Source organism: Marisediminitalea alba, assembly GCF_002993365.1.
GTDB classification, from domain to species: Bacteria; Pseudomonadota; Gammaproteobacteria; order Enterobacterales; family Alteromonadaceae; genus Alteromonas; species Alteromonas alba.
The window spans coordinates 37277-58896 of record NZ_PVNP01000047.1 but is presented as its reverse complement, the minus strand read 5'-3'; the positions used below and the strand labels follow the sequence as shown (position 1 = coordinate 58896).

The window sequence follows — 21620 nt, the reverse complement described above, 5'->3', positions numbered from 1 at the left end:
TGATTTCGTGAACCTTTACATTTAAATTTAGCTTTCTTCTGCAAAGGTTATTGCGGGAGGGGGTCTCGGCAAACCGGTATATACCCGAGACAAAAGTGTTTTCAGGTAATCAGCTGAAAATTAAACCCATGTGAAGGAACAATCTATGTATGAATTAAATAGCAAGCATATCGAGCTGGTTAGCGGTGGCGGTGATATTATCGATGCCGCAGAAGGTGCTACAACTGGTGCAGGTGCAGGCGCTACCGTGGTCGGTATTGCCGTTGCGGTAGGGGCTACTGTTACCGCTCCGGTTGTGATTGGTGTGGTAGCCGCCGGAGCTTTGATAGGAGCAGCTTATGAATATTTCTCAGACTAAGGAGAGCAATATGAGATGTTTGGAGCCAGGCGAGTGTATGGTAGTTACAGGCGGGTCGGTAAGCGGTACTGAAGCTCTCGAAGCTGCGGGCTCAGGTGCGCTTTCCGGAGCAGCTACGGGGGCTACTGTAGGAGCTGCCATGGGGGGCATCATTGGTGCTGCCGCAGGTGCAGTGGCTGGCAGTATCGTAGGCGCAGTGGTCTCCGGTGTTGATAGCATAGTTGATCAAATCCAGGACGATGGTGGCAGTGTTTTCTAACGCTTGAGCGGTTCGTTATGAACCGCTTTTTTCCTTTATGAATCGTAAACTTCTATTCGGAGAAAATGCATGGAACGTATTTATATTTACTCAAGCCTGGTACTGATGACTGTTGCGGTTTATCACGGCTTTAGCGAAGGATACATCTGGTTACCCGTTATCCTGACGCCCATTGCGCTTGTCGTTGCGGCAAAACTTTATGCGCACACACAAGGGAAACAACTAAGTCAGTGGCAACAAGATTTACCGGTGCTGAAATTCATGGCCTGTGTTTTAAGAGACCAGCGATTGCGCCAGCAACAAAACAGTCAGTCACTGTTTGCTTTACTGTTTTTTGGTAGCTTTTTCCTTGGCGCTGATATCTCAATGGTTTTATTCTTAAATGACATTCACTACTCGATTCTGTTTGCAGGTTGTGTAAGCTTTGCCTTTCTCTATTCGGCTTTGATGGTGAATTATCGAGCGGCTAACTGACGAAAGCAGTTGGTGAGGGCAGGGTTCACCTGTGGGGCTTTTTAACAGTGTAAGGATGTAATGCCGGTTAAAATTTTAAATGTAAGTCGTCACAGGTGCAGCCTCGGCGAGGGCATCTATTACAGTGCCCGGTATAACAGCGTTTTCTGGGTCGATATTAAACAGCAACTGTTATACCGCATGGATTACGCATCCAGGGCTGTGACGTCCATTCCAATGCCAGAACAAATTGGCTGGGTGAAAGAAACCCGTTCGGGCCGTTTTATTGTTGGATTACAGTCGGGCATATACTGGCTAAACGACGATCTGAGCTGTGGCGAGTGCTGTTTATTGCTGAGCGAAGAACCGGCAGGCAATCGCTTAAATGATGCGAAAACTGACCAGGCTGGTCGGCTGTATTTTGGTTCCATGGATGACAGTGAAACGGCTCCCTGCGGGAGTCTCTATCAACTTGCCAATCTTAACGAAAATCCCACATTACACAAAGTAGACAGTGGCTATGTCGTATCCAATGGCCCGGCATTTAACCTAGCCGGAGATCGGCTTTATTCAGTGAGCTCTGCCACCCGAACCATCTACGCTTTTACCGTTGATGGTCATGGACAGCTATCCCATAAGCGCCAACACATTGTTTTACCTGAGCACCACGGTTATCCGGACGGTATTACGGTGGATAGCCATGACAACCTTTGGGTGGCCTGCTGGCAAGGGCACGGGCTGTGTTACTTTGATCCGGCAGGAAAGCTCATCGAGCGAATTGTGTTGCCTGCGCCACAAATTACCAATGTCACTTTCGGCGGGCCAGAATATTCAACACTGTTGGTTACCACAGCCTGCATCGGCATGGATGATGATGCGTTAAATCGCTATCCGCTGGCTGGTAGCGTGTTTGAACTCGACGTGGGTGTAACGGGTGTGCCTGAACCGCGGGTTAAAGATAACTAACTCAGATTTATCAAGTTCTTGTTTTTGCTACAAGGTAAACGTATACCCATATTTAGCGTTGCTCCCCATTTATAGTGACTAGCCTCATTTATGTTAATTAGCTGATCAGATGAGAATAGGTGGCGTAGAGTTATTTACATCTATGTAAAAAAAGACGAGAATAGGGAAAACGTTTACCCTTTAAGTTAAACAGGAATTAATCATGTCTGTTCCTTTTGAGCCGTCGGATCATCCACATCGACGTTACAACCCGTTATTGCAAGAGTGGGTGCTGGTATCGCCACACCGGGCCAGGCGCCCCTGGCAGGGCCAGCAGGATGAGCCCGATCAGTCCGTCTTACCTACGTATGATGAAAGCTGTTATTTGTGTCCGGGAAACACGCGGATCAACGGGGAAGTCAACCCGGCTTTTGCAGGGACTTTCGTATTTACCAACGACTTTGCCGCGCTGCAACCAGACACGCCGGATAGTGCCAGTAGCGACCCGCTGTTTCGCTATGAGTCTGAACAGGGATGTAGCCGGGTGATTTGCTTTTCGCCGGATCACAGTAAAACGCTACCATTACTGACCAATGAGGAAAGAGTCGGCGTAGTGAAATGCTGGATGGCGCAAACCGCAGAGTTAGGTGAAAGTTATCAGTGGGTACAGGTTTTTGAGAACAAAGGCGCCATGATGGGCTGCTCCAATCCGCATCCCCATGGACAAGTCTGGGCTCAGCGTCATTTGCCAACGCAGGCGGCCAGGAAACAGGCAAGCTTCGCTGAGTATTATCAGCAACATCAGCGAGCCCTGCTGCTCGATTATGCGGAACGCGAAATTGCTGTCAAAGAGCGGGTAGTATGCAGTAATAAAGACTGGCTGGTTGTGGTTCCTTACTGGGCCGCCTGGCCGTTCGAAACTCTGCTATTACCGCGCTTTAGTGTGAGTTCTCTGGCGGATCTGAGTGAGACTCAGGCGCGAAACCTTGCCATCATTGTGGGCGAAATTACCAGTAAGTATGACAACCTGTTTAACACGTCCTTCCCATATTCAATGGGCTGGCACAGTCAGCCCTTTGATGACAAAGCGCATCCTGAATGGGGGCTGCACGCACACTTCTTTCCGCCATTGTTGCGCTCTGCCAGCGTCAGAAAGTTTATGGTTGGCTATGAGATGATGGCAGAAGCTCAGCGCGACCTCACACCTGAACAAGCTGCCCGGCAGTTGCAGGCGCTTTCTGCCACACATTATAAAGAGGCCGGCCAATGACGCTTGCAGATATTTCTTCGCTGTTCTCTGCTTATTTTAACACCACGCCAGAGGTAACCAGCCACGCCCCCGGCCGGGTTAATCTGATTGGTGAGCATACCGACTATAACCAGGGTTTTGTATTTCCGGTTGCGATCAACTTTGGTACCGATATTGCCGCGGCAAAGCGGCATGACGGCATTGTGAAGGTGGTGGCCGTTGACTACGATAATGAATGCGCGTCATTTTCCCTGGATAACATTCAGCACCAGCCACAGCCAGGCTGGCTCAACTATGTAAAAGGGGTGTGTCAGGTTGTCAAAGCGAAGTACCCACAACTGGGCGGGGCGAATCTGGTGGTTACCGGTAACGTGCCACAGGGCGCGGGGCTGAGTTCATCTGCCTCTTTTGAAGTTGCGATTATCAGTGCCTTAACGCAGCTTTATGAGCTGAATATCGAAGGCATTGAGGCTGCCTTGCTGGGTCAGCAGGCCGAAAATGAATTTGTTGGCTGTTCGTGCGGCATTATGGACCAGCTGATATCGGCACTCGGCAAACACGGGAAAGCTATGTTGTTGGATTGTCGCGACCTGTCCCAGCGCTTTATCGATTTACCTGAAGATTTCGCCATTATGATCATCAATTCCAATGTGAAGCGGGGATTGGTCGACAGCGAATACAATTTGCGCCGTCAGCAATGCGAGGCAGCAGCTCGCAAACTTGGCGTGGCCAGTTTACGGGATGCCGACACAGAGCTGCTGGAAGCCGCCAAAAATTCGCTTAGTGAGAATGAGTACAAGCGCGCACGCCATATAATCAGCGAAAACGCACGCACCACTGCCATGTTTGATGCATTGGCAAAGGGTGACATGGCTCAAGTGAGTCAGTTAATGGCTGAGTCGCATATTTCAATGCGTGACGACTTCGAAATAACCGTGCCGCCGATTGATTTTCTGGTAGAAATTATCCAGCAGGAGATAGGCAAAACCGGCGGGGTTAGGATGACTGGAGGCGGATTTGGCGGTTGTGTTGTTGCTTTATTACCAAAAAATTTACTTTTAGGGGTGACTAAACAGGTAGAAGACAAGTATTATGCGCGGACTGGGTTGAAACAAAAAGTTTACATTTGTACTACAAATCAGGGTGCTTTTGACGAAAATACCTAATTTCGTTATCCACTTACGAATTAAAATTACAATCTATTGGGTCGCATAATGAAAATTGAAACACTCGACATAGCGTTATTCGCTATCTATGTGATTGCCTTAATCGGCATCGCATGGTGGGTTTCTCGTGAAGAAAAGGGACACGAGAAAGACACTAACGATTACTTTCTGGCGGGTTCAAGTCTGCCTTGGTGGGCCATCGGTGCCTCACTGATCGCTGCCAACATTTCGGCAGAGCAGATCATCGGGATGTCCGGTTCCGGTTACATGGTGGGGCTGGCAATAGCTTCCTATGAGTGGATGGCAGCTATCACGCTGATCATTGTAGGTAAATACTTCCTGCCGATCTTCCTGAAACATAAAATCTATACTATGCCGCAATTCCTCGAGCAGCGCTACGACCACCGTGTACGCATGGTGATGGCGGTATTCTGGCTGGGTGTTTATGTGTTTGTAAACCTCACCGCAGTATTATGGCTGGGTGCACTGGCAATCAATACGATTGCTGGTGTTGACCTGATGTACGGTATGATTTTCCTCGGTGTATTCTCTCTGGCTTATTCTTTATACGGTGGTCTGAAAGCCGTGGCCATGACAGATATTATTCAGGTTGTGCTGTTGGTATTAGGCGGAATGTTCCTGTCTTACACCGCATTGAATATTATCGGTGACGGAGCCGGATTCTGGGCTGGTTTCAATACCGTAACGACTGAGTTACCGGGTAAATTTGACATGATCCTGAGCGAAGACAATCCACATTATATGGATCTGCCGGGCTTATCAGTTCTTATTGGTGGTATGTGGATCATGAACCTGTCTTACTGGGGCTTCAACCAGTACATTATCCAACGTACTTTGGCGGCTAAAAGTGTTAATGAAGCTCAGAAAGGGATTGTATTTGCTGCATTCCTGAAGGTGTTGATGCCGTTGATTGTAGTATTACCCGGTATTGCAGCGGTGCTGTTGGTCCCGGATCTGGAAAAAGCCGACCAGGCATATCCGTCACTGATGACACTGATGCCGGTTGGCCTTAAAGGCATTATCTTTGCTGCACTGGTTGCCGCAATCGTCTCGTCACTGGCGTCGATGACCAACAGTGTGTCGACTATCTTTACCATGGATATTTATAAAGACCGAAACCCTGATAAGAGCCAGCATCACTATGTAAAAGTAGGTCGTATTGTGAGCTTGCTGGCGCTGATTATTGCCATGGTTGTGGCTAAACCATTACTCGGTCAGTTCGATCAGGCGTTCCAGTATATTCAGGAATTCACCGGCTTCTTCACACCGGGTATCGTAGCGCTGTTTGCACTGGGTATGTTCTGGAAGAAAACTACCGCTAATGGTGGTCTGGTAGCGGCCGTTGGCTCTGCGGTATTCAGCCTGGCATTTAAACTCCTGCTGCCAGAGCTGCCGTTTATGGACCGCGTAGGCATTGTATTTTTACTGTGTGTGGGCCTGGCCGTTATTGTTAGCCTGTTTGAAGGTAAGGGCGACCATGAGCACGCCGTACAACTGAATGACATCAACTTTAAAACTTCATCAGTGTTTAATGTTGGTTCGGTGGCATTAACCATTGTAGTAGCGGCGTTTTATATTACCTGGTGGTAAGCACCGTCGGCTAATAAAATTGAGCTGAAAGCCTCAACTCCGGTTGAGGCTTTTTTTTGCCTGTCTGTAATTAATTTTGCTAAACATGGCCGCCATCGCGAGCTTACCTGCAGGGTTAAGTCACACAACCGGTTGCAAGAACAGGTGAAAGTCGCGCTAATTTGCCGTAGTCTAATTGGTAAAACAACGAGTTAGTATTTTGTCATTGAGGATTTTTATTTAACCTCAAAAAGGCGCTGAGCGAGCGCAAAAAATGCGTTATAATGGCAAGCTTTACAAACGACGACGAAGCGCTGCATGCGCTTATATTATTATAAAAGCGTAAACAGATTTTAGGAGACATCATGGCAACTCGAGGCGTTAACAAAGTCATTCTGGTCGGTAATTTAGGTAACGACCCGGAAGTACGTTACATGCCCAACGGCAACGCCGTTGCCAATCTGAGCCTGGCAACCAGTGAAAGCTGGAAAGATCAGCAGGGGCAGGTGCAGGAACGAACTGAATGGCACCGTTTAACCATGTACCGTCGGTTAGCAGAAATTGCCGGTGAATACCTTAAAAAAGGTTCGCAAATTTACGTTGAAGGTAAACTGCAAACCCGCAAATGGCAGGATCAACAGGGGCAGGATCGTTACACCACAGAAATCATCGTCGACCAGATGCAAATGCTCGGTGGCCGTGAAGGTGGTCAGGGCGGACAGGGCGGCGGCTATCAACAGCGTCCACAAGGCGGTCAGCAGGGCGGTGGTTACGGCGGCGGCAACCAGAATTATGGTGGTGGCAATCAGGGCGGAAACTACCAGCAACCACCTCAGCAGCAACGTCCGCAGGGCGGCCAGAATCAGCAAAAGCCTCCTATGGCTGAGCCTGACTTCGACTTTGACGACGACATCCCGTTCTAGATCTAAGGTATGGTTGTTTTACAAACCCCGCATCAGCGGGGTTTTTTATTGGCAATGACAGCACCGCCAAAAATGCATATAGTAGAATTCTGTCAGTTTCACTTCTGCAGGAAGTTAGATGGATTGTCCCAAGTGTCATGGTCGTTTTGAGCATATCAATACGCCTGCCGGCGTGGTTGAGCGTTGCAGCACCTGCCACGGCTTATGGTTTGATGTGATGGAGCATAAGGCGCTAAAGGATTTTGCCCGCGCTCTGGACACCGGCGATAAGAAAATGGGCACGCTTTATAGTGAAATAAGCGATATTCAATGCCCGGTGTGTCCGAATAGTAAAATGCTCGAGATGACCGACAGCGCGCAGCGACATATTCATTTTGAAAGCTGTCCCCATTGCCATGGCCGGTTTTACGATGCCGGTGAATATGTTGATTACGCCACGATTTCTGTGAGTGACTTTCTGAAACGTTTCGGATTGCGAAAGTAAAGCTCAGCGGGAAACCGCTCTTTAAACGGGCTAATAGGCTTTTGTGTTTGCGAAAAAAAGCCCCGCTTGTGCAGGGCCTTTGGCTTTAAAGGCTTACAGGCGCAAAGACTTCTTAAAATCTGCCTACAACTGTCAGCATCGCGTTAAGTGGCGCCGCTACCGTTGCCTGATGGGTGGCTTGGGCATTCGGGAAGTACAGTTCGTCGGTCAGGTTTTCGATGTTCAGCTGCACGCGCAGGTCTTCGCTGATATCGTAATACGCCGAGGCATCCCAACGGGTATAGCTGGGTAATACCGCCGAATTACCGTTGTTAATAAAGCTCTCATCCTGATAGGTAGCACCCAGGCCTACGCCAAATACGTCATTCACCTGATAGGTGCTCCATACCGAGAAGGTATTTTCCGGCAACTCGCGAGGCGTGCGGCCGGTTGGACCGTTGCGGTCTACTATTTCGCCTTCAAGGTGGCTGTAATTAGCGGTAATGCGCCAGTCATCATTCAGATAGCCGGTGAGTTGCAGCTCGTAGCCAGAGATGTCTGAATCAATCACATCCAGGGTTTCCGGATTATCATCGGCCACCTGAGGAGAGCTTTGCTCGTTTTCAAATACGGCGGCAGTGAAGCTCAGACCCTGGGCAAAGTCCCACTTAATACCAATTTCCTGATTGCTGTAGGTATCAGGATCCAGTTGGTTGTCACTGCCGTTAATATCGGTATATTGCTCGCCACTACGCGGCAGGAAAGACTCGCTGTAACTGGCATAAAGGGAGATGTTTTCCTGTGGCTTATAAATAAGACCGGCGCGAGGAGAAACCTGTTCGTCGGTGCGACTACGGGTTTCCACTGCTTTAGCGTTAAATACTTCAATATCGAAACGGTCAAAACGAGCACCAAGTACCAGGTCCAGGTGTTCAGATAGCTCAATTTCATCCTGCACAAAGAACGAGGCAACATCTAAGGTTACGCGAGTGTCATCATTGAGTGCCGTAAAAGCGGTGGTGACCTGATTACCGGTAGCGTTGATGCCGCTAAAGCCGCTAAACAATAGCGGGCGCTGGGTAATAAACGTTTCGCGGTCATTCCCTGTGCTATCAAATACGGAGTTTAAGCGGAACTGGTCTGAATTGGTGCGGATCACCTCTGTACCGGCGATCACCATATGGCCAATACTGCCGGTGCTGAATTCGCTGATCAGGTTGCCTGATACAATCAGGTTGTCGCGAGCCGTTTCATCAATATAACCGTCCAGTTCAACAATGTTGGTGTCGGCGTCATAGTCACTGGCGTAAAAATTTGAGTAAACCTTATCGTAATCACCATAAAACACGTTCACGTTGGCTTTGGTGTAATCGTTAAACTGGTGCGACAGGTTTACGCGGAATACGTGGGCTTCCAGCTCGTGATAGTTATTCTCCGGGTCGCCAAATACCACATTTTTCAGTGACTCTACCGGGCGACCATCAGCGCCGGTGGGAATACCGCGGTCAATAAAACGTTCGTGGTTGATGTACTCGTAAGACATATCCAGCACGCTGTCGTCGCTTAATTCAAATCTGGCGGTAGGATTAAATCCAATGCGCTCGCCGTCGAAGAAGTCGCGGTGGTTATCCAGCGATTCGTACATCGCATTGATACGCAGCGCTGAGGTGCTGGTCATATCGGTGTTGGTGTCGATTTCTACGCCATAGCCGCCAAAGGTGTTCAGCGTGGCTTTGTAACCGGTAAAGGTTTCATCTAATTTTGCTTTCTTTGAGACCCGGTTCAGGATTCCGCCGGTGCCACCGCGGCCGAAAAGCAGGGCGTTGGGCCCGCGCAGGATTTCCACCTGTTCCACATTGTACAGCGAGCGATAGTACTGCACGTCATCGCGGTTGCCATCCATGTAAAAATCTGCTGTCGAGCGAACGCCGCGAAATACCACTGAGTCGCGGTGTCCCTCACCCTGAGAGGTGTTCACGCCTGGCGTGTAGTCGATGATTTCACCGATGCTGGTGATCCCGCGCTCGGTAATCTCCTCGGCTGTCATAATCGACAGGCTTTGTGGTACATCAATAATCGGCGTGGGTGTTTTTACCGAATTGGACTCATTGATCGATAAATACTGGCCTTCAATAGTAATGCGTTCCGGGTCATCCGCCGTGTTGGCTGATACTGAAGTATTAAAGGTAAGCGCTGCGGCAACTACTGATAGTGCAAATTTCAAACTAAAGTCTCCAGGTATGCTGAGCTGAAATATCGGTCAACAGCCTCTCCAATCTGTGTTGGTTGAGGAATGATCGACTGCAAAATTTGAGAGAATAATAATGCGAATAATTCTTGATTACAACATATGTTTTAATTTTGATTAAAATCTATGTTTAGTTTTACTTAATCTTTAGGGCTTGATTGGCGGGCTTATTGAGAGAGTAAGCGCTATTAGTGAGCCGGTTGTTTAGCCGGTTAATAGCCAGATAAAACGTCCTGTCAGCGCGGGTTGATAGACCAGATTTGAAAGGCGCAGTTCACAGCGACAAGCGCTTTACGAATTAAGCGCCTGCTGCATGTAGTGGGCAATCATCCATTCTTCATTGGTGGGGATCACTCGCACAGTGACAGTTGATGATGACGTGCTGATTATGGGGCGGTTGTCCTGGTTGGCGGTATTATCTAACTCAACGCCAAGCCAGCAGAGCTGCTCGCACACCCTGCGGCGGATATCCGGAGCGTTTTCTCCCACTCCTGCGGTAAAAATCAACGTATCCAGGCCTTGTAACTCGGCGGTCAGGCTACCAATGGCTCGTACGATGTAGCGGCAATACAGGGTAAGTGCATGAGTCACAGCAGGCTCATCATCATGTTGCTCCAGAATTCGCATGTCACCAGAATAACCGGAAACCCCCAGCAGCCCCGACGATTTATACAATGCACTGGTCACTTCTGAGGCCGACATCCCCAAGTGGGTTATGCAGTGTAATACCAGCCCCGGATCCAAAGTGCCGCAGCGAGTTGCCATCATCAGACCATCAAGGGCGGTAAAGCCCATGGTTGAGCTAACGCTTTTACCTTTATACATAGCGCAACCACTGGCGCCGCTGCCCAAGTGCAACACAATACATCTACCGCCCGCTGAAGGATCTGAAGCGGCAAGCTGATGACTGATGTAATCGTAAGATAAACCGTGGAAACCATAACGGCGAAGCCCTTGATGGCGCAAGGAGTCAGGCAAAGCATAATCGGTTGACACTCTAGGTTGCGTAGCGTGAAAAGCGGTGTCGAAGCAGGCCACCTGAGGTAATTCCGGGTGCAGCTCGCGCAGTACTCTCACGGCATGCAGATTATGCGGCTGGTGTAAGGGGGCCAGATCGCACTGTTTATTGAGTGATGCGAGTGAGCTATCATCAATGAGTAGTGGTTGCGTATAGGCGGTACCGCCATGCACCACCCGGTGCCCCACAGCCCTGACATAGCCGCCATGGTGCAATACTTCTTCCAGCGTTTCGGCATAGTTATCTTCATTAAGTTCGAATAGGCCCCGTTCTACTACCGCCAGGCTGATGGCGTCAAATACGGCGTATTTTAAGGTGGAAGAGCCGCTGTTTAATACCAGGTAATGGGGGCTATCGGTTTGCTTGCTCATAACGGCAGATCCCCGCGTTTACGCTGATAAACCAATGCCATGGCACAAGACACTTTGCGGGTTAGCGGCCCGCCGGCACGACTGGTCAGAATAATCGGTGCTCTGGCCCCCAGTACAATGCCTGCTCCTTCGATGCCGGACAGGTAACGCATTTGTTTAAACAACATATTGCCCGATTCTAAATCCGGTGCGACCAGAATGTCAGCGTCGCCGGCCACCTGCGATAATATTCCCTTGGCTTTCGCCGCCTCAGCCGAAATGGCATTATCCATTGCCAGCGGTCCGTCGAGGAGTCCTCCCACTATCTGACCACGCTCGGCCATTTTACAAAGTGCAGTGGCATCAAGTGTTGAAGGTATTTTTTCTTCCACCGTTTCCACCGCAGATAATATCGCGACCTTGGGAGTGCGGTTTGTCAGGGTATACACCAGTTCGATGGCGTTTTGAATAATATCCTTTTTAGCGGCCAGGTTAGGGCGGATATTTATCGCGGCATCGGTGAGAAAAAGCGTCTTGTGGTAACTGGGGGCATCAAGCGCAAATATATGACTCATCACCCGCCCGGTTCTTAATCCGTAATCCTTATTGAGTACTTCATGCATCATTTCATCGGTGTGTAAATGGCCTTTCATCAGTGCTTCGGCCTTACCACTGCTTACCAGTTTTACCGCCGTTTCAGCCGCGGCATGGCTATGCGGTGTATCAACCAGTTCAAATGAGGATATGTCGAGTTTATTTTCCCGCGCGACTTGTTCGATGCGGGCTGTGGGGCCCACCAGAATAGGGGTAATAAGGTTATCTGCAGCGGCTTCTACAGCGCCGGCCAGTGAATTGAGATCCACCGGATGAATAACACAGGTTTTGAGCGGAGACATATCTTTTGCCATGTCCATAAACTGCTGATAGCGCTCACTGCTTTGTTCTTTGAGTTCAACCGCCGGCAACACTGCTCTGGGCCTATCGATTTGTTCGGTAGGCGCTTTTACCAGTGCCTGACCGTCAATAACAACTTCACCGTCCTGATTAGTACAGGCACAGCCGAGCAGGATTTGATAATGCTCACGTTTTTCTAACACGGTTACCGTGACGGTGAGGTTATCGCCCAGGCAAACCGGGCGGCGGAAGGTGAAATCCTGCTTAAGATAAATGGTGCCCGGGCCTGGAAGTTGGGTACCCAGCACGGTTGAAATTAATGCTCCTCCCCACATCCCATGGGCGATAATGTGATGAAACTGAGAGCTGTTAGCGTACTCCTCGTCTACGTGGGCCGGGTTTACATCGCCCGACATAATGGCAAACAACTGAATATCTTTACGGGTCAGTGTGCGGCTAAGCGAGGCTTTATCGCCCACCGTAATGTTGTTGTAGGGTTTATTGCGGATCATTTCCATATTGATTCTCCGGCCAGAGGCGCCAAATTGTGAATGCTGTAACTCGCTTTGTAATATTACACGGTTACACTACAGGTTGATGAATAAATGTGCATTGATACCGATCAAGATCAAGCTTTTTAAGCGCTGAAGCTGTTATGCTGAACAAAACAGTCTGGGAGACTTGTTGTGATAAACCACGAAAGTAACGTTATTGAATATACTTACACCGATCAGCATGCGGTACCCTACGATGTTAGTGAACCGCTTAATCCTGATTATGCCATTAATCAACTCCTCGCGCAGTTCACCGGAGGCATCGATCCGGTGGCTTATTCGCTGGCTTTTACCGATTGGTTTATTCATTTGCTGCTGTCACTGGGTAAACAGCAGGCACTACTGGACTTAAGTCTGACTAATGCCAGTACGCTCAATAAAAACCTCGAAAAAGCCGCAGACGACAACCGGCTATCCGGTCCCGAATGGCAAACCTGGCCCTATGCCGTGTATCGGCAAAATTACCTGGCCATGCGCCAGTGGTGGCAACTGGCCACCCGCGATGTGCAGGGCGTTGAAAAACACCATACTGATATGGTGAACTTTTCCGTGCGGCAGTGGCTGGAAGCTTTGTCACCGGCTAACTACATGACTACTAACCCGCAGGTTATTCATAAAACCCTGGAGTCTGCCGGGGCGAACCTGGTGAAAGGCGTTGATAATTTTATCGAGGACATCCAGCAACAGTACTTCAGGGAACCTGAGCTTCAACGCCAGGAAACCTACCGTGTAGGCGAAAATATTGCCGTCACACCTGGCCAGGTAGTATTCAAAAACAACCTGCTGGAGCTTATTCAGTACAGCCCGGACACCGAAGAGGTGTGCGCTGAGCCCGTGCTGGTAGTGCCGGCGTGGATTATGAAGTACTACATTCTGGATCTGTCTGAGCACAACTCGTTGATAAGGTATTTAGTGCAGCAGGGCCATACGGTATTTATGATTTCCTGGAAAAATCCTCAACAAGAGGATCATAACGTTGGCCTGATCGATTACCTGAAGAAAGGCCTTGGTGAGGCAATAGAAGCCGTTCAGCAACGGGTACCCGGGGAACAAATCAATGGGGTTGGCTACTGTCTGGGGGGCACCCTGCTGACGATGGCTGCGGCCTGGCTGGCCCGGGAAAAGCGTAATCCATTTTGTGCGCTAACGTTATTGGCTGCACAGACCGATTTCAGTGATGCCGGCGACCTCAGGTTATTCATTGACGAAAGCCAGTTGTCGATGTTGGAGGCGGTGATGGCTAAAAACGGTTTCCTGCCCAAAGAAAGCATGGCTGGCACTTTTACTCTGCTGAGGGCGAATTATTTACTGTGGTCGCGATGGGTAAAAGAATATCTGCTAGGTGAACGCCAGCACCCTAACGACCTGTTGACCTGGAATAAAGACGCTACTCGCATGCCTGCGCGCATGCATGCCGAATATTTGCGCCAGTGTTATTTACATAATTCGCTGGCGAGCGGTCAGTTTATGGTGGATGACAGGCCCATTGCGCTGGCCGATATTCAGGTACCGTTGTTTGTAGTCGGTACCGCCAAGGATCATGTCGCGCCATGGCAATCGGTGTATAAAATTAACTTATTGATTGATAAGGATATTACATTCTTACTGACCAATGGTGGGCATAATGCCGGGATTATCAGTGAACCTGGTCATGCCCATCGGGTTTATCAGATGGCTACCCGTAAAGAAGACGGGGCTTATCTGCCACCCCAGGCATGGCTTGATGAAGTGCCATTACAGGAAGGTTCCTGGTGGCCGGTCTGGCAGCAATGGCTAACCTCACAGTCAAGCCGTAAGGTCAGCGCCAGACCGGTGGAAGCCATTAAGACGTTACCGGCCGCTCCCGGCGATTATGTGCTGGCGCAATAGCGTTGGAGGTTACTCGAGAAGATTGGTGCGCACCAGCCGTAGGTAGACTGCCCGTTGCTTTTCTTTAATGGAATAACTGGCATTAAAGAAGGCCACGGTCCAGACCCTTTCCGGGTCGTTCAGGCTTGGCGTGGACGACCAGAAGCTGTCTTGCGGTGTCGCCGGGAAAAACGCGGTATTCACCGACGGTCTTACGCAGTTTTTCTCGGTCAGAGAGGCCAGTTCTTTGACATTGGGAACACGCCAGCCTTCCAGTAATTCAGCGTCATAATCCCGGGCATATACCAGCGCCTGCTGCCAGGTCAGCTGTTCTGCTTCGCCGCTGCAGGTTTCGCCGGTCCAGGTTTGCCCTACCGCACAGCGCTGCCAGATCAGGCCGGTGCGAATATGTAAAACGGTGCCCGTAACGAATGGGCTGAATTCTTCATCCGGAGTGGATTCAACCGCATTGGTAAGGCATTCCTGAGCTGAGAGCTGGGCCATTACTCCCAGGCTAAACAGTAAAGTGATTAGGCGTTTCATGATTATCGTCCCGCTCTGACCAGCCGGATGCTTACTGCATCTGACTTATTAAGAAAATTATCTACCCCACTGATAAAATCAATGGCCCAGGCGTTTTGCGCGGCATCATTGCTTACGCCATCGGCGCTGGGCTGGACAGTCCAGTACCAGAGCGTAGCGGCGCTGTCGGCTCCGGTGTTGGGGAAATACTGTGTATCAATGCGCGGCAGGGCAGTACGGCCAAAGTGTACCAGTGACATCAATTCCTGATGATTGGGTAGACGCCAGTCATAAAAGCCGCATAATCCCGCACTGTTAACAGCGTCAATGTAAGCACTGGTATTACAGCTCGCCAGCGTACAACTGGTGTTGGTGCCATTAAGGTTGCCGGGCGCGCCACCGTTGTTTTCTTCGGCATACCAACTGTAGCGGTGATCCAGGTCGCGCAGGCCGCCGTCGGTAGTTTTTACTTCCCACACCAGCCCGGTAACATTATCCCGTACACAACTGAACTGCGGTGCATCCACATCCTCTTCATCGCCATTGGCATTGAGCTTGGTAAAATCGAAGCCGTTTTCGCCGCGACCTGCTTTTTCCAGCACGTTGTTGTGGGCCAGCGCATCGGCACCACGCTGACCATCCTGACCGGGAAACGCGTTTTGCTGAGTGGCCGATAACGTAGTGTTAGTGGCCTGCTGCGTCATGCCGGTATCATTGAGGACCCGCACCGGAAATGGGCGCACCAGTACCCGCAAATGATCGGTCACTTCGTTACCAAACCTATCTTCCCCGGTGAGGTAAAAATCCAGAGTGGTGGCACTGTCTACCAGTGGCGCAATAGCGTAAGTGTCGGCAGTATTCGGATTGATAATTTGCGGCGCTGCATCACCGCTGTAAGTCCATAAGGTGGCAATTGGCGCAGCTGCAGGTACCGTGCTCGTGGCGGTGCCGGCCAGCACAATTCGCTCACCGCCAAACAACGCCTGATCTATTCCCGCATCTACCTCAGGCGGCGTCTCACTCATTGACAGAACAGTAACAGAATGCGTTGTGGTATCTTCCGCTCCTTCATCGTCAGTTACCATCAGGCTGAAAGTCAGGGTTTGCCGGGTATCTGAAATCGGCGTGTCGATCACCAGCGTCGACTGGTCGGTCTCAATGCCGGTCAGCACATCATCACCGGCGGTTTGTTGCCATGCCCAGGCGCTAATTTCTTCGCTGCTGGTACCATCGCTGTCAGAGCTGTTGCGCCCGTCAAAGGTCAGGGATACGCCTGCCGGGTAGGTGCCGGGCGGTAAATCCGGCCAGTCGCTAAGAGTGATAATAGCTGTGGGAGGCAGGTTGTCCGGGGTTACGGTAAGTGTGAAGCTATCTGAAGCCGACTGACCTGCACTGTCGGTGGCACTTACAGTGACCACATACTGCGTGTCGGCGGTAACAACCGGGGTGGTCAGACTGGCCGTGGCAATGCTGGTGTCATCATGGGTGATGGTAAGCGCCGGTGTTGACGACCAGTTGTAAACTACGGCCCCGGATGGGAAAGACACCTGTGCCGATAAACTCACTTCGCTTTGTTCTGCTGCCGCGCGATCGCGACCGGCATTGACGGCAAAGGCTTCGTCCGAGTCATCCTTACTCAGCCCACCGCCGCATGCACTCAACAGCAGGGCTAGCGTCAACAGGGCAGCCCGCATCATCAAATGACGGGTACGTAAAGGCAACAGGCTCATTATTCCTTTCATCAGACGTTATCACTCTTTTTGGCACAACACTGTGAGTGTTATCGGCCACCCCGGGCTGATTATTGAGTACTTTGTGTAATATTACGCTGTACAGTGGCAGGAACGCCGTAGGCGACGGCATTGGCAGGGATGTCGCTGGTCACCAGGCTGCCCGCGCCAATCACCGCGTTATCGCCAATCGTTACGCCGGCACAGATAGTGGCGTTAGCACCAATCCATACCCGGTGACCAATTGAAACCGGCAGGCCGGCCTCCTCTGGCGGATAATGCTCTGGCCAAATCTGTGTTCTCCCCACTGCGCTGGAGATAATACAATTGGGGCCGACAAGTACCTGATTACCCAGTTTGATCGGGCAGACATCAAGAAAGGTCGCGTTATGATTGATAAAGCAGCCTTTGCCAATGGAGCAGTTAAGGGCATATTCGATTTGAAAGGTTGATTCAATCTGTACCGACCCCGGGCACTTTAGATGTGATATCAGCACGGCCTGGCGCTGGCGGGCATCGGTTAGCTGGTTATAGTCGTGACACCATTGCCGGGAAGCCTGCCTTGCCTGCTCAAAAGGCACATCAGCCGGGGCGTAGGTCGCTCCGCCTGCCATTTCGAAAACGCTTTTAGCGGGGGCCTTTGGGGAGGCTTGGCTGGTCAAAAATGTACCCTGATGTCAGAGAGTTAAGCTTTAATTATAAAGGGTGACGGGCATTTGGTACATTGTTCGACAAAAGTGTGGTATCCGGCACTGGTACTTTGAGCTAAACTCTGTTGTAATTTAACTAATAATTATACGAAGTTATAAAAATATATGCGCATTGGTTGGCGTTCTTTCCTCAAACAAAAATTCCAAAAAAAATCTGGCTATCATGCAATCGGCATTGCAGTGTCGCTGGATTCGGTAACGTTTTGTGCGCTTAAAAAACAAAACGGCGAAGTTACCCTGGCGTTTGAAGAGACTGTCAGCTTTTCTCACTGGGGCGCTCACCTTGCCAAATGGGTCGATAAACACGGCCTGGCCGGCACCCCCGCTTATGTGGCGTTTTCAATTCATTGGTATCAGATTCTGCAAATTGACCGTCCCACAGTGGAAGCCGATGAAATCACCGCGGCATTGTCCTGGTCGGTAAAAGAACTCACCGGCAGCGATAAAGAAATGGCCATCGATTACACCGATTTACCGGTGCCGCTGGCCGGCAATGCCAGAATTAACGTGTTTGCCTTACCCAAAGACGATGTCGAGAATGTCAGCGAAGCAGTATTTAACGCAGGTCTGGTGCTCCAACTAATTACCGTTGAAGAACTTGCTACCTGCGAATTAGTCCCGGTGCAATCCGACCCCATCCTTACCGTGGTGCAGGAAGCCGGAGAGGAAATTTGTCTGAATATCATCAAAGACGGCCAACTGTATTTTAGCCGCCGACTCAAAGGCTTTGAGAACCTGGGTAGCTTTACTGAAGACGAGCTCAGAATGGGCATCGGTGAGTCGTTAAGTGTGCAGATTCAGCGCTCTATGGATTTTTATGAAAGCCAGTTACGCCAAGCTCCGGTAAGACAGATTATGATGCGCCTCGATACGCCTCATCGGGATGCACTGGCCAGTCAGATTGAACAGGTGGTGAGTGCCAGAGTCAATGATCTCACCCCCGCAGTGACTGCCGCCGAGCCGGGCATGTCGGTAACCCGGGTCAATTATTCCAGTCTTGGTGCAGCGATTTGTGGGTCTGCTGAGCCGCAGGTTAAAAACGAGGCTGCGGCATGAAAAACAGGATTAATTTTTATTCTGCCGAGTTTGCCCCGCGCCTCGACTTGCTCTCGCTTACCAGTGTGTTATTAGCATGGGGAGCAACTCTCTCTGTGCTGTTACTCATTTGGGCGGGTGTCGCCTGGTATGGCGCTTCTAAACGCACCGAACTGGCAGAGGTTCAGGACCAGCAACAGCAGTTATCGGCTTCGGTAAACAACCTTAAAACCACGCTTGAGCAACGTAAACCGGATGCTGGCCTTACCCGCACTCTGGAACAACGTCAGCAGGAACTGGCAAATCGTGAACTGCTGGTGCGCGAACTTAGTCAGCGCGAACAAATTAAGCAGCAGGGCTTTGCCGGGATGCTCGATAGCCTGGCTCAGAAAGATGGTCAGGATATCTGGCTCGATACCATTGAAGTCAGCGAAAACATGATGGTACTGCAAGGGCAGCTGAGTAGCCCTCAGGCCATGCCCAAATGGTTACAACGGTTGGGGCAGACTACGGCTTTCTCCGGTCGCACCTTTGATTCCACCCGACTATACCGGGACGATGAGCAACTGCGCTTTGAATTAAACATGGCCCGGGTGCCGGAAACAACGCAACAAGGTGGTCTGCGGTGACTTTTGACCTGTACGAAGAAAAATTTGCCGCGCTGAGTCAGCGCGAGAAGGTGTTAATCTTTGCCTCGGGAATGGTGGTGGTCCTTGCCGTGCTGGTTTTTTTGCTGATTGAGCCTGGCATTAAGGAAAACGGTAAAACGAGCAGTAGTATTGAGATTGCCCGCAACGAAGTTACCACCCTTAAAGAGCTGCAACTGGTTTATGAGCAGGCGCTGGCCGAAGATCCGGATGCTAGCCTGAAGCAGCAGATCGCCCAGGTGGATAAGCGTATGGTGCGCCTGCAGGAAAACTTTGCTGCACAGCTGGCCGATTTAATCCTGCCCCGGCAAATGCCCGCGCTCATCGAGCAGGTGTTTTCCCAGGCTGATGGGCTAAAACTCATCGAAATGGCCTCAGTCAGCCCGGAAAATATTTTTGCCGATAACCCGGCTATGGCAGAGGTCCCGCTATACCAGCACGGGGTTACGCTGACCTTCGAAGGCCGTTATTTTGCGGTACGCGATTTTCTGGCCCGCCTGGAGCAACTGTCAGACAAGCTGTACTGGCGCTCCATGGCCTATCACGTAAAGGAATATCCCACTGCTGAAGTGACCCTTCAGGTTTACACTCTGAGTACTGAAAAGGCGTTTATAGGTGTTGAATGAAGTGTCCCCTTTGTTGCTGATATCCATGCTCGTTAGCCCCGCCGGAGCTCAGGTGCTTGAGGACCCAACGCGCCCGGCACGCGCTGCCTCTCAGGCGAGTGCGGCGGTAGCCACAGCTGCAGTTGAATTACAACTGGAAGCCGTATTACAGCTGGGCGCGAGCCGGACTGCGGTGATAAATGGTAAACCGGTTAAACAAGGGCAGACAATACAGGGCGCAGTAATCAAAGAAATCAATCCACGTAGTGTGGTGATTGCGCATGATGAAAACGGGGTTTGGAAAACAATGACGTTATGGGTCAGCCAACGGGGCAACGTGAAAACCAATGCAGCAGAGAATTATTAAAATGAGTAGCATGACTAAACGTTTGATATACATCGCTCTCGCTATGGCACTGGCGGGCTGTCAGTCGACACCCGAAGAATCCGTGGTAGAACAATCATTAAAACAGCAACTGGCTGAACAAATTGCACATGAACAAGCCGCGCAGAAAAAGACCAAAGCGTCACCGGATTCATTGCAGGACGTGCCGGACAGTGTGACCAATTTACTTGGCGATGTGGCAACCACCGGTGAGCGCCCCTCGTTATTCGGCCCGGAAAAGTACGACATCGAAGCCGATGGCGTAGGCGTCAAAGCCTTTTTTACCGGCCTGGTGGCAGATACGCCCTACAGCGTGGCTATTCACCCCGACGTCAGCGGTGAAATTTCCCTGAGCTTAAAACAGGTCTCCATGGAGCAGGTGATGGAGCTGTTGGGCGACCTTTACGGCTTTGATATCAGTCGCAAGAGTAATGTGTTCAGAGTGCTGCCCGCCGGCATGCGCACTGAAACACTGGCCGTAAATTACCTGCTGATGAAGCGGGACGGCTCGACACAAACCAGCATTATCTCTGGCGGCGTTTCCCAGGCCGATAACAACGGTAACGGAAATTCTAATAGCAATTTTAACAATTTCAGCGGTAATTCGGCCAACAGTAACAATCTGGGTAACCAGTTTGGAAACAATATTAATGGCACCTCTATTTCAACCCGTACAGAGACCGATTTCTGGACCGATCTGAGAGCGTCACTGGAGTCGATGATTGGTACCGAAGGCGGCCGTGCGGTATTTGTTACCCCACAAGCGGGCCTGGTTACCATTCGAGCTATGCCGGATGAGATCCGTGATATTAAACGTTTCCTGAAAACCTCCGAGGCAAGCCTGCAGCGCCAGGTGATTCTGGAAGCCAGAATTCTTGAAGTGGCTCTCGATGACGGCTACCAGCAGGGCATTAATTGGTCTGAGGTAGTGGCAAACGTTGGCAGCACCGACTTTACCTTCAGTAATACCGCGGCCACCATTGGTAATGAAATTTCAGCCTCGCTGGGTGGCGTTACCAGCTTATCGTTCCTTAACCAGGATTTCTCCGGGGTTATTTCACTGCTGTCTACGCAGGGAAATGTGCAGGTGTTGTCCAGTCCCAGAGTCACCGCGATTAATAACCAAAAAGCGGTGATTAAAGTGGGTGACGATGAGTATTTCGTAACGGATGTGTCGAGTCAGAACACCATCACCTCCACCACCACATCGGTTGTCCCTAATATCGAACTTACCCCGTTCTTTTCCGGGATCGCCTTGGATGTAACGCCGCAAATAGATGAAAACGGCTCAGTGTTGCTGCACGTTCACCCTTCCGTTATCGAAACCCAGGAGCAGGAAAAAGTAGTAAGCCTGAACCAGGAGCAAATTGTCCTGCCGCTGGCGCAAAGTACCATACGTGAGTCTGACACCATCATTAAAGCAGCGTCGGGCGAAATTGTTGTTATTGGTGGCCTGATGCAAACCAGCCTGACTGATTCAGAATCAAAAACGCCGCTGCTTGGTGATATTCCGCTACTGGGCGAATTGTTTACTAACAAAAGCCAGCGTGAGACCAAGAAAGAGCTGATTATCCTGCTTAAACCCACGGTTATTGGCAGTGGGACCTGGGCGGAACAAATTGAATTAAGCCGTGAAAAAATGGCCGACTGGTTGTACGTAGACTAATT

The 21620-nt window shown here is 50.4% G+C and carries 21 protein-coding genes; 15 read left to right on the top strand and 6 right to left on the bottom strand.

The features are described from left to right. Positions 1 to 145 precede the first annotated feature (145 nt). From C6Y40_RS05580 to C6Y40_RS05540, 9 genes are all read left to right on the top strand, one after another. Entirely contained in the window at positions 146 to 358 is a 213-nt protein-coding gene (locus C6Y40_RS05580; RefSeq protein ID WP_105933731.1) for a hypothetical protein, read from the top strand. A 37-nt stretch (positions 359 to 395) separates the two neighbouring features. Beyond that, the gene (locus tag C6Y40_RS05575) at positions 396 to 617 is read left to right on the top strand and encodes a hypothetical protein (RefSeq protein WP_205664746.1); all 222 of its coding nucleotides are present in this window, start codon (positions 396 to 398) and stop codon (positions 615 to 617) included. A gap of 69 nt (positions 618 to 686) precedes the next feature. After that, positions 687 to 1091 carry a hypothetical protein gene (locus C6Y40_RS05570; protein ID WP_105933729.1) on the top strand — a complete coding sequence of 135 codons (405 nt, stop codon included), beginning with the start codon at positions 687 to 689 and terminating at the stop codon, positions 1089 to 1091. Between the two features lie 60 nt (positions 1092 to 1151). Next, positions 1152 to 2036 (top strand): SMP-30/gluconolactonase/LRE family protein, encoded by an 885-nt coding sequence (locus C6Y40_RS05565; protein WP_105933728.1) that lies wholly within the window; start codon positions 1152 to 1154, stop codon positions 2034 to 2036. 202 nt (positions 2037 to 2238) lie between these two features. Then, the gene (locus C6Y40_RS05560) at positions 2239 to 3285 is read left to right on the top strand and encodes a UDP-glucose--hexose-1-phosphate uridylyltransferase (RefSeq protein WP_105933727.1); all 1047 of its coding nucleotides are present in this window, start codon (positions 2239 to 2241) and stop codon (positions 3283 to 3285) included. Then, on the top strand, positions 3282 to 4430 hold the full coding sequence (gene galK / locus C6Y40_RS05555) for a galactokinase (RefSeq protein ID WP_105933726.1): 1149 nt from the start codon (positions 3282 to 3284) through the stop codon (positions 4428 to 4430). Before C6Y40_RS05560 ends, galK begins: the two co-directional genes overlap by 4 nt. Before the next feature lie 48 nt (positions 4431 to 4478). Then, positions 4479 to 6041 carry a sodium/sugar symporter gene (locus tag C6Y40_RS05550; protein ID WP_105933725.1) on the top strand — a complete coding sequence of 521 codons (1563 nt, stop codon included), beginning with the start codon at positions 4479 to 4481 and terminating at the stop codon, positions 6039 to 6041. Between the two features lie 344 nt (positions 6042 to 6385). Beyond that, the gene (locus C6Y40_RS05545) at positions 6386 to 6943 is read left to right on the top strand and encodes a single-stranded DNA-binding protein (RefSeq protein WP_105933724.1); all 558 of its coding nucleotides are present in this window, start codon (positions 6386 to 6388) and stop codon (positions 6941 to 6943) included. A gap of 118 nt (positions 6944 to 7061) precedes the next feature. Then, positions 7062 to 7427, top strand: coding sequence for a zf-TFIIB domain-containing protein (locus tag C6Y40_RS05540; protein ID WP_105933723.1), 366 nt, complete (start codon positions 7062 to 7064; stop codon positions 7425 to 7427). A gap of 112 nt (positions 7428 to 7539) precedes the next feature. Here C6Y40_RS05540 and C6Y40_RS05535 read toward each other — a convergent pair whose 3' ends face one another. The 3 genes from C6Y40_RS05535 to C6Y40_RS05525 all read right to left on the bottom strand — a co-directional run bounded on the left by C6Y40_RS05535 (position 7540) and on the right by C6Y40_RS05525 (position 12434). Further along, positions 7540 to 9630 (bottom strand): TonB-dependent receptor, encoded by a 2091-nt coding sequence (locus C6Y40_RS05535; RefSeq protein WP_105933722.1) that lies wholly within the window; start codon positions 9628 to 9630, stop codon positions 7540 to 7542. A gap of 315 nt (positions 9631 to 9945) precedes the next feature. After that, the gene (locus C6Y40_RS05530) at positions 9946 to 11043 is read right to left on the bottom strand and encodes an acetate/propionate family kinase (RefSeq protein WP_105933721.1); all 1098 of its coding nucleotides are present in this window, start codon (positions 11041 to 11043) and stop codon (positions 9946 to 9948) included. Next, on the bottom strand, positions 11040 to 12434 hold the full coding sequence (locus tag C6Y40_RS05525; RefSeq protein ID WP_105933720.1) for a bifunctional enoyl-CoA hydratase/phosphate acetyltransferase: 1395 nt from the start codon (positions 12432 to 12434) through the stop codon (positions 11040 to 11042). The genes C6Y40_RS05530 and C6Y40_RS05525 overlap by 4 nt, the downstream gene beginning before the upstream one ends. Before the next feature lie 168 nt (positions 12435 to 12602). Here C6Y40_RS05525 and C6Y40_RS05520 point away from each other — a divergent pair, with 168 nt between their 5' ends. Further along, positions 12603 to 14339 (top strand): PHA/PHB synthase family protein, encoded by a 1737-nt coding sequence (locus tag C6Y40_RS05520; protein WP_105933719.1) that lies wholly within the window; start codon positions 12603 to 12605, stop codon positions 14337 to 14339. 9 nt (positions 14340 to 14348) lie between these two features. On the opposite strand, the gene C6Y40_RS05515 is transcribed toward C6Y40_RS05520, so the two are convergent. From C6Y40_RS05515 to C6Y40_RS05505, 3 genes are read right to left on the bottom strand one after another with little or no spacing between them, the layout of a single operon-like run. Continuing rightward, positions 14349 to 14861, bottom strand: coding sequence for an Lcl C-terminal domain-containing protein (locus C6Y40_RS05515; protein WP_105933718.1), 513 nt, complete (start codon positions 14859 to 14861; stop codon positions 14349 to 14351). A gap of 2 nt (positions 14862 to 14863) precedes the next feature. Beyond that, complete coding sequence (locus tag C6Y40_RS05510) at positions 14864 to 16582, bottom strand: Lcl C-terminal domain-containing protein (protein ID WP_105933717.1); 1719 nt, start codon at positions 16580 to 16582, stop codon at positions 14864 to 14866. Positions 16583 to 16641: 59 nt separating this feature from the next. Continuing rightward, positions 16642 to 17232: a sugar O-acetyltransferase gene (locus tag C6Y40_RS05505; protein WP_105933716.1), complete on the bottom strand. Its 591-nt coding sequence runs from the start codon at positions 17230 to 17232 to the stop codon at positions 16642 to 16644. Positions 17233 to 17385: 153 nt separating this feature from the next. Between C6Y40_RS05505 and C6Y40_RS05500 the strand changes: the two genes are divergently transcribed. From C6Y40_RS05500 to mshL, 5 genes are read left to right on the top strand one after another with little or no spacing between them, the layout of a single operon-like run. After that, on the top strand, positions 17386 to 18336 hold the full coding sequence (locus C6Y40_RS05500) for a type IV pilus biogenesis protein PilM (RefSeq protein ID WP_105933715.1): 951 nt from the start codon (positions 17386 to 17388) through the stop codon (positions 18334 to 18336). Then, positions 18333 to 18944 carry a hypothetical protein gene (locus C6Y40_RS05495; RefSeq protein WP_105933714.1) on the top strand — a complete coding sequence of 204 codons (612 nt, stop codon included), beginning with the start codon at positions 18333 to 18335 and terminating at the stop codon, positions 18942 to 18944. Before C6Y40_RS05500 ends, C6Y40_RS05495 begins: the two co-directional genes overlap by 4 nt. Beyond that, a complete protein-coding gene (locus C6Y40_RS05490) occupies positions 18941 to 19588 on the top strand; it encodes a type II secretion system protein M (RefSeq protein ID WP_105933713.1) in 648 nt (215 codons plus the stop codon). Before C6Y40_RS05495 ends, C6Y40_RS05490 begins: the two co-directional genes overlap by 4 nt. Further along, positions 19578 to 19934 (top strand): general secretion pathway protein GspB, encoded by a 357-nt coding sequence (locus tag C6Y40_RS05485; protein WP_105933712.1) that lies wholly within the window; start codon positions 19578 to 19580, stop codon positions 19932 to 19934. Before C6Y40_RS05490 ends, C6Y40_RS05485 begins: the two co-directional genes overlap by 11 nt. A 1-nt stretch (position 19935) precedes the next feature. After that, positions 19936 to 21618, top strand: a complete 1683-nt coding sequence (gene mshL / locus C6Y40_RS05480; RefSeq protein ID WP_420836928.1) for a pilus (MSHA type) biogenesis protein MshL — start codon at positions 19936 to 19938, stop codon at positions 21616 to 21618. Positions 21619 to 21620 lie beyond the last annotated feature (2 nt).